This window comes from Mucilaginibacter mallensis (assembly GCF_900105165.1).
Classification (GTDB): domain Bacteria; phylum Bacteroidota; class Bacteroidia; order Sphingobacteriales; family Sphingobacteriaceae; genus Mucilaginibacter; species Mucilaginibacter mallensis.
The window spans coordinates 181,362-192,563 of sequence record NZ_LT629740.1; the positions used below are offsets into that span (position 1 = coordinate 181,362).

Genomic DNA, 11,202 nt, shown 5'->3' on the forward strand with positions numbered 1-11,202 from the left:
TTGTATGCATAATTCCAGGTGAATTTGTGTGCTAAGTTTTACTACATTAGCAGCACCTAATAATTACAATGGAACCTAAACAATCAGCTGTTACCGGGATGTATATTTTTTTTATAAAATACAGGAAGATAGTAACCGTAACAGCTATATTTCTACTGGTAGTAGGTCTGCCGTCAAAATTTTATGATAGGCCGATATTTGATGAGAGCCATAAATATGAAGACATTGGTTTTTTGTTTGATACTATATTGATGTTTTTAATAACGCCTGTGTGGATGCTTGTTAGTGTATGCAAGGCTACCAAAGTCTACAAAAATGAGGATGAGTGGAAAAAGATGTAGCGTAGAAAAACTGCAATGATTATGGGATTTAGTTCAGGAAATGAGGCGTTTTGAATTCTGGAAAGGTATGTAAGTTTAAAACTCTTGTTAACGCCCCTTGTAACCCGGCGAAAATACGATGGCCATAATTACTACCAGGCTGGCTCCATACAAAACTGCGGTACCCACCAATACGTGATGCCATACGGTACGTCTTTTGCGGGTTTTGTTATAAGCGGAAGCGCGGTATGCTTTTACATATACTGAATCCTGCAACAGCGTGGTATCGCTTACGCTGGTTTTAATGGGCTTAAAATAATCTGAAGTGCTGTTGTGCCGGTCCTTTCTAAATTTTTTCATATCGGCATCATTCAGCCTGAATTTTTGGGCGTCCGACTGCGCCATATGAACCAGCGAATCCACCGGCGCATTTTTTGCTTTTAATACAGATGCAGGGAATATTGCGATAAACAGGCTTACAAGTAAATACTTTAACATGCTGCGAAGTAATGATTTATAAACCCATTACGGCAGCAACCTCCTCAGTGTTACACTGATAGCTTGTTTTAACATTATTTAACGGAAAGTGTGAGCCTCTCCATTATGCTGCAAGCGGGAGACGCTCGCAGCAAGGGTAATTTTACATTCTCAATCTTAACGACACAGATCTTCCTAAAGCCTGCACCAGTTCTGAGTCCAGTTCCTGTTGGCCGTCTTTCTGTTTCCAAACCAATTTTATATCCCTGATCAGTTCTACTTTTTCGCCGTTAAGGAGCAGTTCTATTTCAGTAGTATTTTGGTTTATTGATTTACTGTCTACTATTTGGTAAACGTAATCATTGTCCTTAAATGTTATTCGTAATGGTAATCCCATGCGCTAAATCCTCCGTTGTAAAGATATAATTTCAATGCTTAAGCACACATTTTTATATAGTTAAAACAGGAATAACGCCATTTAAATTATTTAACAGCCTGATATAAAGCCTGATATTTTTATTTATTGGGCCATGCCATTGCTAAGTATTATAGCTAAAACTTATACGTGAGGCCTACACCAAAAATCTCTTTAACCTGTAAAAGCGAGTGATATTCGGTTACACCATTGCTTAAAACCGGGATCTTGGCCTCCGGGTCCGAGATTAATTCAACGCCTAAATTCACTGTTACCAGTTTATTTACTTTCATGAAAATATTACCGGCATAGTCCATATAAACATTCTGCGGCTTGTCCAGGTAATTGGAATATAGTTTCAAAATGTTTTCGAAGGTGATATTTTGGGCAAGGTTAAATTTGTAGTAAGCATCTAGCGAAGCACCAAACTCAAGCAGGCTTTTGTTGCCTGGAGTCACCCCATATGAGCCAATGTTTGAAAGGGAGTCGTTCTGAACAAATGTGAGGCGTATGGCTGCAGGCGAAAAGTTGATCCTGAAATTATCCGATCTTTTATACGCAAAACCCGGACCGAACGTAAGGTAGGCAGGCGCAAACGGAGCAGATATTAATGTACGGTGATTGGCATCATCATAAGTATAGCCGTTGCTGAACTGGGTTTGAAAGTTGGCATAAAAGGTATACAGCCAGTATTTGGCAGCCTGGTAACCCAGTAAGCTGTTTAAAATTGCACGATCGTCGTTTTTGCGCCAGCCAAGGCCGTTCTGTTTACTTAAGCCATAGCCGAATATCACTTTATTATCCCAACTCCATTTATCTTTTTTGTAGTCGAAATCGTAATCAAGTACAATGTTAGCAGCAAGGGAGTTTTGCCCGCCCGCGGCCCAGTTTGAGAATGAACTCTGGTTAATGAGCAAGGTATTTTGCCCGTGAATGGTCCAGAGGTGTGTCGTGTCTTTCGGGGTAACTGGAGTAGTTGTTTGGGCGTAACCGGCCGCACTTAAGCACCCGATAAATGCCAGGAGTAAGGTCTTTTTCATATTGATAGTTTTAGATGTGATGGCCTAAAATTACAAATAATATGCTTTGAACGCGTCAATTGGTCATATTTCATCAAAAATTAATGCGCATATAACTCTATTTTCTTTTGGTTTAGGCTAAAATATATGATGTATTAATAATGGTCTAAAATTCTCAAATTGATACATTTTTCACATACACCTTTCCATTTTGATAAATTAAAGCATCAAAAAAACAAAAAGAATAACATGTTTTAATAGTTAAAAATTAAGATTAAGCACTGTATTGTGTAAGAATGGTAATTTTTCGGCTTTTACAGCTTTTTGGCATGGGTTTAGCTAAAAGGCTATGAACAATATTAACATTTTAACGTGATGACAACATTATACACAGTGCTTGAAGTTTGCGCACTATTAGCCGTTATTTTAATACCGTTGAGCGGCCCTCAAAAAAAAGCTACCAAAAACTCACATGAAATAAGCAACATATTAGTAAATGAAGAAGGTTACCTGGAATATGCAGTTGATCATGATACCGATCAGCATCACCCGGTTCTTTAATTTGGTATAACAACCGTATTATAAAACCTTTCAGCAATGGAGGGTTTTTTTATGGGCGATGGTTTAATTGAACTATCTGCCTTGTTCTGAAAATAACTTATATTCGCCGCTGTTAGGCAGCTTAATTATTAATATTAACCCAACCTTAAATGATGGAAACCCTGATGGCGGCGCCCGTGGCGTCGGCCATATTTATTATAACGATCCTTACTTCATTAATGGCCTTCTCCAACGAGGATTTACTGGCCAAACTTATACTGCATCCTTACACGGTTTACCGTAAAAAGAATATCTATACTGTATTTACCAGCGGCCTTATCCATAACGATTGGATGCACCTGATATTTAACATGTTTTCCTATTTCTTTTTTGCCTTTAACCTGGAGAGACTTATCGGGCACTGGCAATTTGGGTTCTTATATATTGTTAGCCTGGCCCTAAGTGATCTGCCAACTATCTTCAAGCATAAAGATGATTACGGTTATCGCAGTCTGGGTGCATCGGGTGCGGTAAGTGCGGTAATTTTTGGGTCGATATTATATAACCCATGGGCCACCTTGATGATTTTGCCTTTACCAATACCTATATGGTATTTTGCCTTTGGTGTGCTGTACCTTGTATACTGTCATTACGCTGCAAAATACGCACGCGATAATGTTAATCACGATGCGCACTTATTTGGTGCTATATGCGGTTTGGGATTAACCATTATACTGCACCCAAGTATTCTGCCTGCGTTTTTTCAACAGATCAGTGAGGGAGCGAAATATCATCTGCATTTTTAAAACCACCATCGGCATCAAATAGAAAGCTCATAGGGTGTTCCGGGTCTTTAATGATCTCGAGCAGCAGGAAGCCCCAGTTTTTCCAGAAGCTTTCCAGCACCTGCCCGTAGGTTTTGTTATTCCAGGTATCAAACAACGGTTTGGTGCTCATACCGCGCAGGGGCATAGCTTCAATATAAATATCATCGCCCACAGGCAAAATATTATACTCCGGCAGGCGGTTAAACAGGTAGGCCGAATAAAATATGCGCCCGCTGAATTCCTCAAACTGTATTGGGTGGAGGGTTTTTCCTTCTATCTTTTCCAATACCTCGCGGTGGTACATACGGTTGGCGCCATTGTCCTGCAAGCAGATGATCAGCCCGAAATCCTTTATACGTAAGGCAAAGGTTAGGGTATTAATCTCATCGCGATAGCCAAACTCCTCCTCATTATTCTCCACCTTAAATAAAAATAGGCTGAAGGGCTTAAAATCCTCGAAGTAAACAGGCTGATTAATGCTCTGTAGCATCAAGTGCAGCTGACTGAATTTGTGGATGATGGATTGCGAAATATTAAACTCCTCGCCCTGTGCATGCTGTAGTTTTATACCGCTTTGGATCTCATTAAAAATGATGCCGTAAAGCAATTTGCCCGCCCATTGAAAAAGCTTCTGCTCATCCAGCTCTTTAATAGCGTTGTAACCAATTTCAAACGTGGCAGCTATCTCAGCTTCCAGGGGTTCAAGATAGGCTTCATTTACCTGAGCTGAACATGGGAGTTTCAGATCCTTATAAGTTGCCATGCTTTCATCAAGCAGTTTAAAGGGTTTATCTTCCAGCCCATACATGCTCATGAGCCATTGCGGGAAGATCTGAATCTTTTCTTCTTCGGATTGTAACTTTTGCCCGGTTAAAAAACAGGTAGAATTGCTGAAGTTAGATTTCTCGAACGGATGATAAATTTGTGCCGGCATAGCCGCAAAGATAGATATGATTTTCAATCTGAAAATTTTAGCTTTGAATTATAACATGGAACTGACTTATCAACCTTTCGAACTGCAACTGAAGCACACTTTTACCATTGCTAAATTTTCGCGTACTTCAACCCCGGTTATGCTGCTGCAAATTAAGCACGAGGGCTTTATCGGCTATGGCGAGGCTTCAATGGTGCCCTACATGGGCGAAACCTATGATACCGCTAATGCGCTTTTGAGCAAGGTTGATGTATCTCAGTTTAAATATCCTTTTGATTTTTCGGAGATTATCGCTTACCTCGATAGCATAGCTCCCGGCAACACCGCCATAAAAGCAGGAATTGATATTGCCCTGCACGATCTGGAAGGGAAGATTAAACAACAACCCTGCTGGCAATTACTAGGCAGCAACCCGGCCACCATGCCCGTAACCAGCTTTACCATCGGTATTGATACACTGGATGTAATGCGCCAAAAGGTACTGGAAGCAGCCAGTGATTATAAAGTGATAAAAGTAAAGCTGGGGCGCGATAATGATAAGGGACTGATCCAAACCATCCGCTCGGTAACTGATCTGCCGCTATACGTTGATGCCAACCAGGGCTGGACCGACCTTGAAAAAAGCCTCGACCTCACCTACTGGCTGCAGGAACAAGGCGTGCTGTTGATTGAGCAGCCCATGCTAAAAACCGACACCGACAGCAATGCCTGGCTTACAGAACGGAGTCCGCTGCCCATCATAGCCGATGAGGCCGTACAACGTTTGGCTGATATTGAAAAGCTAAAGGGGGCTTATCATGGCATCAACATAAAACTCATGAAATCGGCAGGCATGTACGAGGCGCACCAGATGCTGCTGAAGGCTCGTGAGCTGGATCTAAAAGTAATGATAGGCTGCATGACCGAAACCAGCTGTGCCGCCCTCGCTGGTGCCGCCCTCGCCCCGCAATGTGATTGGGCCGATCTGGACGGACCGTTTTTAACCAGTAATAACCCTTTTAAACTGCCGGAGTTTGTGGATGGGAAATGGGTATTGGGGAATGAGAGTGGATTAGGGTTGGAGCTGCTGTAATAACCCAATTAATGTGCGCCGGGTCATGCTGAGGCACTCGAAGCATAAGCGTAAAGGCCTTTGTCCACACACTTCGAGTACCTCAGTGTGACCCCAAATATAGCCAAACGTCATTGCGAGGAACGAAGCAATCCCTAACTATACAGAGCGGCTCTGCTAATCGGGGATTGCTTCGTTCCTCGCAATGACGCTCGGAGAATATTCAATTCGTGCTAACCCCTACTTATCACTCAAAATAATCGGCGAACTTTTGCCGCCATTCATGATAATGATCTTGGTGTTTGGCGATAGGGCAATATCCTTTTGCGCCAATATAGTTTGATATTGCAATTGTTTATCCGTTAACCCGGTTGAGATGATCTTTTGGTAGTCGGCAATACCCTGTGCTTCTACACGCTTACGGTCGGCTTCCTGGCGTTCCTTTTGCAGTACGAACTGCATCTTTTGAGCATCCTGCTCAGCCTGGATCTTTGATTCAATACTCTCGCGCACACTGGCGGGCAGGGTTATATTGCGTACCAATATCTGCTGTACTTCCAGGCCATTTTTAACGAAATTATCGCTGATGGTTTTGTTGATCTTATATTGAAACTCTTCCCTTTTTGAGGAGTATAGATCAACGGCCTGGTAGTTTACCGCATTATCACGTATAGCGGTACGGGTTATAGGGCGAACGATTTTTTTCTCATAATCCACGCCAATGTTTTGCAAAATATAAGGCGCTCGTGATGGTGTTACTTTATACAGTACAGAAAGATCAATAGTGACCTCCAACCCGTCGGACGATAAAACCCTGATCGCATCATCTCCCTCAACCTGCCCTTCGCTACTTTTGGCACTCATGGTATAGTTTTGGGTTTGAATGTCAAAGGTAGTTACGTTAACCAGCGGGTTTATAATGTGCGGGCCGCTTTCCAGCACTTCGTCCTGTACTTTACCAAACAGTGATTGCACACCCAGTTCCCCAGGTTCAATAACCTTGAACGCGGATAGCGCCAGCCCGATAACTATAACTACTGCTCCCACGATGCTAACAACACCGGAGAAATGGCTGCCAGGTTCGGGCGAGCGTTTGAGCACCATACCTACAATGAGTATGATGACACCTAAAATTGCTATAAGCATGGTGTAATTTATGGTTTCTTTAAGTTTTTTATAGCCTTTAACAACTTTATCTTTTGCATAACAAAAAAGATAAGCGCGAAAATAGCCAGGAAGATGAGCACAAAGCTTCTTTTATCAAACGCGAGATACCCTAATACCAAGCTCCCTACAATGCTCAGATTGTAAAACAGGTTAAGCATTGCTTTTTTAAACATAGCTTAGTATACGTTTATGGTTGGGTCAATCTCATTTGCCCAGGCTAAAATGCCGCCGGTTAAATTATAAAGATTGGTATATCCCAGTTGCTCTAACTGCATAATAGCCGCTGCACTGCGTTTACCGCTGCGGCATTGTACAATAACGGGTTTATCTCTTGACACTTTATCAGCCTCAATTAAAATACCGCCAAGGGGTATCAATGTACCACCCAGGTTTGATACTTCATATTCAAAATCTTCCCTTACGTCAATAAGTTGAAAATCTTCATGGTTATCCATTTTTTCCTTTAATTCCTGTACGCTAATTTCTTTCATGTTATTGTAAATAAAAACCAAAGTTAGGTTTTAGCATTTATATTTAATGCTAAGTTTTGTAACAATAGCTCGCTAATGGCGTTTCATATTATAATTTCTAATAATACACAATAATACGTAATGAAAAAAGTTACACGCTTTTTCTGGTTCTGTTCAGGAGCGCATATAGATACATTGAAAAAATACCCTATTGAACACAATAAGTATGTGGGCATTGGGGCAACTATATTCTTTACAGCCCTGTTTGCATCACTTTCGGGTGGGTATGCCATGTACTTTGTATTCAGCGGCAGTGCCTTTGCGGTAGGGTTTGCTATATTGTTTGGGTTGATATGGGGTACGGCCATCTTTAACATGGACCGCTACATCGTATCGAGTATCAACAAGGAAGGTACCACAAACCAGCAGATATTACAGGCCTCGCCGCGTATTTTACTGGCGATAATGATAGGGGTAGTTATCTCCCGGCCCATTGAGCTGAAGATATTTGATAAGGAGATTCGCCAGAAATTAAAGAACGCCTACATCAAAGGCCAGCACCGTAAAATTGATACTTTGGAGAAAACCTACACCCAAAAGTACGCGATGGAGATGGGGAAAGATGTAGACCTGAAAAAAGAAAAAGATTCGCTGGAGAAGGATATTAACCGGTCGCGTTACCAGTTAAACCAGGAGGTTTTTGGCGATAAAACCAATCAAACGTCGGGTATAACCGGTTATGGTACTTATGCCAAACAAAAGCAGGCGGTACTGGAGGAAAAGGAAAACCGACTAAAAACGGTTACCGACGACCAGGGCAAAATGGATGATTATCTGGGACGTCGTAAAGACTATGAAGGTTTGAATAGCCTGCGCTTATTTTCCGATCAGCAACTGGATAGCCTCTCGAATGTTGCCGGTTTTGCCGACCGTAACTGGGCGCTCGGACAGCTAGGCTATAATGATGACGGTAGCCGTAATTTAGATACCTATCTGGCTGAAACATTCATCAGCTGGTTATTCATTTTGTTTGAATGCTTGCCGGTGTTTGTAAAGCTGATGTCGCCTAAGGGGCCATATGATGTTGCACTAGCCAAAATAAGTGAAGCCAATATCCATTTTGCCGAAAAGGATAAGGACCGCGATATTGCGGTAACAGATAGTGTATATGATTATCACCTTGATAAGGATGTAGAGAAGAAAAAGCGGCTGATATCAGGACAATCGGAGTATGATATTGAACGGCATCAGTACGATTAGATGAACCAGGATTTAACAGATTTATTGGATTTTCAGGATGTGAATTTCTGTGTGTCCACATTTCTATGTATTCGCAGGGTCTCTCGCAGTGGACCCTGCGCTTTTATATTCCCCACGTAATAAATTTGATAGTAAATTTTTACTGAATTTGTGTTAATTTGAGCGATCTAATTGATCTCGATGAAAAAACTGTTCCTGATAACTACTTTGTGTTTATTTGTTGCCAATATTTTTGCGCAAACACCCCCAAAAGCGATTTTCTACTCCATCTCATTTCCTAACGCGGTACACCACGAAGCCGAAATTGTGATGACCATACCACAAGCCCCCAGCGGCGCTTTTAAGGTTAGGATGAGCCGCTCATCAGCCGGGCGGTATGCAACACATGAATTTGGTAAAAATATTTATAACGTTAAGGGAAGCACTGTTGACGGTGCAGATATACCGCTTAAACAAATTGAAGGCGATGTATATGAAGTTAATGAGGACCATCCGGCAACAGTAAAAATAAGCTATACCCTTTTTGCTAACTGGACTGATGGTACCTATGCATCTATAGATGATAGTCACGCGCATTTAAATATGCCGGCTGTATGTATGTGGGTGCCGGGGCAAACAGACAGGCCTATTACATTAGAGCTGAATGATTTGGACAAATACGGCTGGAAAGTGGCTACGCAATTAAAACATGAGGGTGTGAATGTTTACAGTGCCCCTAACCTGCAATATTTAATGGATAGCCCAACAGAGCTATCAAACTTTAAAGAAACCAGTTGGCAGGTTGTAAATACCGATGGTAAAACCGAAACCATAAATCTTACCGCTCACTCTGATGATAGTCAGGCTACCATTGATAATTTTGGTAAGATGGTACAAAAGGTAGTGCTGGAGGAAAAAGCAGTGTTTGGGGAACTGCCCACCTATGATTTTGGCGAATACACTTTTTTAACTGATGTATACCCTACCAATTCAGGTGATGGCATGGAACACCGAAACTCTACCTGTATTGTTGAGGAGGATAAAAAAATTGAGGGAAATGAGATAGATGAGCTTAGTACATTCTCGCATGAGTATTTTCATAGCTGGAACGTGAAACGCATCCGCCCGAAATCATTGGAGCCATTTAACTTTGAGCATGCCGACATGAGCAATGAACTTTGGTTTGCCGAAGGGTTTACCCAATATTATGGCGAATTGCTGCTGGTACGCTCAGGCTTTCACTCAGTTGATGATTATACCCAAACTATAGGCGGATTGGTGAACGCGGTATTAAAAACGCCTGCAGCCGCTAAATACTCTGCAACACAAATGAGCCGTTATGCTGTTTTTGCTGATAATGGCGTATCTATCGATCCGGTTAACCAAATTAATACTTTTACCACTTATTACTATTATGGCGGGGCCATTGCCCTGGCGCTCGACCTGCGTTTGCGCAGTGAGTTTAACCTAACGCTTGATGATTATATGAAAGCGGTATGGCTGGCAGTGGGCAAGGTGCAAAAGCCATATATCATTCCTGATCTTGAAAAGGTATTAGGCAAGCTTACCAATAACCCCAAATTTGCCGCCGACTTTTTTAAACAATACATATACGGTATCGAAAAAAATAATTACGAAGCCCTGCTGGCGAAAGCGGGCCTGGTACTGCGTAAGTCGAACCCCGGTAAGGCATGGGCGGGGCCGCTATCAACCCGCTATGGCAGAAGACGTGCGGGCTTTGCAAAGGGCGATTCATATGATGGATTGCTGATACAAAGCAGCACCTTAATGGGGTCGCCTGTTTACAAAGCGGGACTTGATGCCGGCGACATTATTTTAAAGGCTGATGGGAAAAATGTTAAAGATGAACAAACCTTTGAAAACATAGTTGAAGGTAAAAGCATTGGCGATAAAATAGTGATCGACTATAAAAACCGTACAGGCGATCATCAAACAACTATTACGCTCGAAGAAAATCCTTATCTTGAGGTGGTAACCTTTGAAAAAGCTGGTAAAACGCTGACTAAAGATCAGCAGGATTTCCGTAACAGCTGGTTGCTATCAAAAGTAAAATAATTAATACAGGATATTATTAGTAAAGAGATAATGGAGGATAATATCCTGAAAATAGCCGTTGTAGGCCCGGAATCAACGGGAAAATCTACCATGTCGGCATATCTGGCAAAGCACTATAACACGGTTTGGGTACCGGAGTTTGCACGCGATTATTGCGCAGCATTAACCGAACCCTGCACCTGGCAGGATGAGATCAATATGTTTTACGGTCAGCTGGCACTAGAGGCGGAGTATTTGCCTAAGGCCAACGGCCTGCTCATTTGCGATACCACATTCATCACCGTAAAAATATGGAGTGACTATACCTTTGGCCGCTCGCCGCAGGAGGTATTGGACGAACTGCCCGAACACCCCTATGATCTTTATCTGTTATTAAACATCGACCTGCCCTGGGAAGAAGACCCGCTGCGCGATTTTCCACACATGCGCGAGCATTTTATGGAGGTTTGGTATAAGGAGCTGCATGCTTTGGATGCCCGTTATGTATTGATATCGGGTACCGGTGAGGATAGGTATGAGAACGCGGTAAAGGCGGTGGATTCTTTTATTTCGGATTTCGGAAGTTCAATTTCGGAATTGTAAGAAATTTTCTTGCGTTAGCGATGGTAGCGGATACCGGCCTTGTGATTAAGGCCTGTGCAGTATGAGCGTACAGCGCGAGCCGCAG

The 11,202-nt window shown here is 42.2% G+C and carries 14 protein-coding genes; 7 read left to right on the top strand and 7 right to left on the bottom strand.

The window, feature by feature from the left end; all coding sequences use genetic code 11:
* The first annotated feature begins 68 nt into the window (after window positions 1-68).
* A complete protein-coding gene (locus BLU33_RS00725; RefSeq protein ID WP_091367760.1) occupies window positions 69-341 on the top strand; it encodes a hypothetical protein in 273 nt (90 codons plus the stop codon).
* Between the two features lie 87 nt (window positions 342-428).
* On the opposite strand, the gene BLU33_RS00730 is transcribed toward BLU33_RS00725, so the two are convergent.
* From BLU33_RS00730 to BLU33_RS00740, 3 genes are all read right to left on the bottom strand, one after another.
* Window positions 429-818, bottom strand: coding sequence for a hypothetical protein (locus tag BLU33_RS00730; RefSeq protein WP_091367762.1), 390 nt, complete (start codon window positions 816-818; stop codon window positions 429-431).
* Between the two features lie 142 nt (window positions 819-960).
* Window positions 961-1,194, bottom strand: coding sequence for a hypothetical protein (locus BLU33_RS00735; protein WP_091367764.1), 234 nt, complete (start codon window positions 1,192-1,194; stop codon window positions 961-963).
* Window positions 1,195-1,349: 155 nt separating this feature from the next.
* Complete coding sequence (locus tag BLU33_RS00740) at window positions 1,350-2,252, bottom strand: DUF3078 domain-containing protein (RefSeq protein WP_091367766.1); 903 nt, start codon at window positions 2,250-2,252, stop codon at window positions 1,350-1,352.
* A gap of 354 nt (window positions 2,253-2,606) precedes the next feature.
* On the opposite strand from BLU33_RS00740, the gene BLU33_RS00745 reads away from it, so the two are divergent.
* Together BLU33_RS00745 and BLU33_RS00750 are read left to right on the top strand one after the other, a co-directional pair.
* Window positions 2,607-2,792, top strand: a complete 186-nt coding sequence (locus BLU33_RS00745; protein WP_091367768.1) for a hypothetical protein — start codon at window positions 2,607-2,609, stop codon at window positions 2,790-2,792.
* Window positions 2,793-2,941: 149 nt separating this feature from the next.
* Window positions 2,942-3,577: a rhomboid family intramembrane serine protease gene (locus BLU33_RS00750; protein WP_317040547.1), complete on the top strand. Its 636-nt coding sequence runs from the start codon at window positions 2,942-2,944 to the stop codon at window positions 3,575-3,577.
* Here the strand turns inward: BLU33_RS00750 and BLU33_RS00755 are convergent.
* On the bottom strand, window positions 3,543-4,559 hold the full coding sequence (locus BLU33_RS00755; RefSeq protein WP_317040548.1) for a hypothetical protein: 1,017 nt from the start codon (window positions 4,557-4,559) through the stop codon (window positions 3,543-3,545). The genes BLU33_RS00750 and BLU33_RS00755 overlap by 35 nt on opposite strands.
* Before the next feature lie 28 nt (window positions 4,560-4,587).
* Here BLU33_RS00755 and BLU33_RS00760 point away from each other — a divergent pair, with 28 nt between their 5' ends.
* Window positions 4,588-5,604: a dipeptide epimerase gene (locus BLU33_RS00760; RefSeq protein ID WP_091380057.1), complete on the top strand. Its 1,017-nt coding sequence runs from the start codon at window positions 4,588-4,590 to the stop codon at window positions 5,602-5,604.
* 219 nt (window positions 5,605-5,823) lie between these two features.
* Here the strand turns inward: BLU33_RS00760 and BLU33_RS00765 are convergent, their stop codons facing one another.
* Genes BLU33_RS00765 through BLU33_RS00775 form a run of 3 tightly spaced genes read right to left on the bottom strand, consistent with a single transcriptional unit; the run spans window position 5,824 to window position 7,241 of the window.
* Window positions 5,824-6,729, bottom strand: a complete 906-nt coding sequence (locus BLU33_RS00765) for a prohibitin family protein (protein ID WP_091367774.1) — start codon at window positions 6,727-6,729, stop codon at window positions 5,824-5,826.
* Window positions 6,730-6,737: 8 nt separating this feature from the next.
* Window positions 6,738-6,923 (bottom strand): DUF6358 family protein, encoded by a 186-nt coding sequence (locus tag BLU33_RS00770; protein WP_091367776.1) that lies wholly within the window; start codon window positions 6,921-6,923, stop codon window positions 6,738-6,740.
* Window positions 6,924-6,926: 3 nt separating this feature from the next.
* Window positions 6,927-7,241 (bottom strand): rhodanese-like domain-containing protein, encoded by a 315-nt coding sequence (locus BLU33_RS00775; RefSeq protein ID WP_091367777.1) that lies wholly within the window; start codon window positions 7,239-7,241, stop codon window positions 6,927-6,929.
* 120 nt (window positions 7,242-7,361) lie between these two features.
* On the opposite strand from BLU33_RS00775, the gene BLU33_RS00780 reads away from it, so the two are divergent.
* From BLU33_RS00780 to BLU33_RS00790, 3 genes are all read left to right on the top strand, one after another.
* Window positions 7,362-8,480 carry a DUF4407 domain-containing protein gene (locus BLU33_RS00780; RefSeq protein ID WP_091367779.1) on the top strand — a complete coding sequence of 373 codons (1,119 nt, stop codon included), beginning with the start codon at window positions 7,362-7,364 and terminating at the stop codon, window positions 8,478-8,480.
* A 180-nt stretch (window positions 8,481-8,660) separates the two neighbouring features.
* Window positions 8,661-10,535 carry a M61 family metallopeptidase gene (locus BLU33_RS00785; RefSeq protein WP_091367781.1) on the top strand — a complete coding sequence of 625 codons (1,875 nt, stop codon included), beginning with the start codon at window positions 8,661-8,663 and terminating at the stop codon, window positions 10,533-10,535.
* 30 nt (window positions 10,536-10,565) lie between these two features.
* Window positions 10,566-11,117, top strand: coding sequence for an AAA family ATPase (locus BLU33_RS00790; RefSeq protein ID WP_091367783.1), 552 nt, complete (start codon window positions 10,566-10,568; stop codon window positions 11,115-11,117).
* Window positions 11,118-11,202: the final 85 nt, after the last annotated feature.

What these genes read in the sequence shown, in the direction of transcription:
- BLU33_RS00725 (WP_091367760.1), top strand. Translation starts at nt 69, where the DNA reads ATGGAACCTAAACAATCAGCTGTTACCGGGATGTATATTTTTTTTATA.
- BLU33_RS00730 (WP_091367762.1), bottom strand. Translation starts at nt 818, where the DNA reads ATGTTAAAGTATTTACTTGTAAGCCTGTTTATCGCAATATTCCCTGCA.
- BLU33_RS00735 (WP_091367764.1), bottom strand. Translation starts at nt 1,194, where the DNA reads ATGGGATTACCATTACGAATAACATTTAAGGACAATGATTACGTTTAC.
- BLU33_RS00740 (WP_091367766.1), bottom strand. Translation starts at nt 2,252, where the DNA reads ATGAAAAAGACCTTACTCCTGGCATTTATCGGGTGCTTAAGTGCGGCC.
- BLU33_RS00745 (WP_091367768.1), top strand. Translation starts at nt 2,607, where the DNA reads ATGACAACATTATACACAGTGCTTGAAGTTTGCGCACTATTAGCCGTT.
- BLU33_RS00750 (WP_317040547.1), top strand. Translation starts at nt 2,942, where the DNA reads ATGATGGAAACCCTGATGGCGGCGCCCGTGGCGTCGGCCATATTTATT.
- BLU33_RS00760 (WP_091380057.1), top strand. Translation starts at nt 4,588, where the DNA reads ATGGAACTGACTTATCAACCTTTCGAACTGCAACTGAAGCACACTTTT.
- BLU33_RS00765 (WP_091367774.1), bottom strand. Translation starts at nt 6,729, where the DNA reads ATGCTTATAGCAATTTTAGGTGTCATCATACTCATTGTAGGTATGGTG.
- BLU33_RS00770 (WP_091367776.1), bottom strand. Translation starts at nt 6,923, where the DNA reads ATGTTTAAAAAAGCAATGCTTAACCTGTTTTACAATCTGAGCATTGTA.
- BLU33_RS00775 (WP_091367777.1), bottom strand. Translation starts at nt 7,241, where the DNA reads ATGAAAGAAATTAGCGTACAGGAATTAAAGGAAAAAATGGATAACCAT.
- BLU33_RS00780 (WP_091367779.1), top strand. Translation starts at nt 7,362, where the DNA reads ATGAAAAAAGTTACACGCTTTTTCTGGTTCTGTTCAGGAGCGCATATA.
- BLU33_RS00785 (WP_091367781.1), top strand. Translation starts at nt 8,661, where the DNA reads ATGAAAAAACTGTTCCTGATAACTACTTTGTGTTTATTTGTTGCCAAT.
- BLU33_RS00790 (WP_091367783.1), top strand. Translation starts at nt 10,566, where the DNA reads ATGGAGGATAATATCCTGAAAATAGCCGTTGTAGGCCCGGAATCAACG.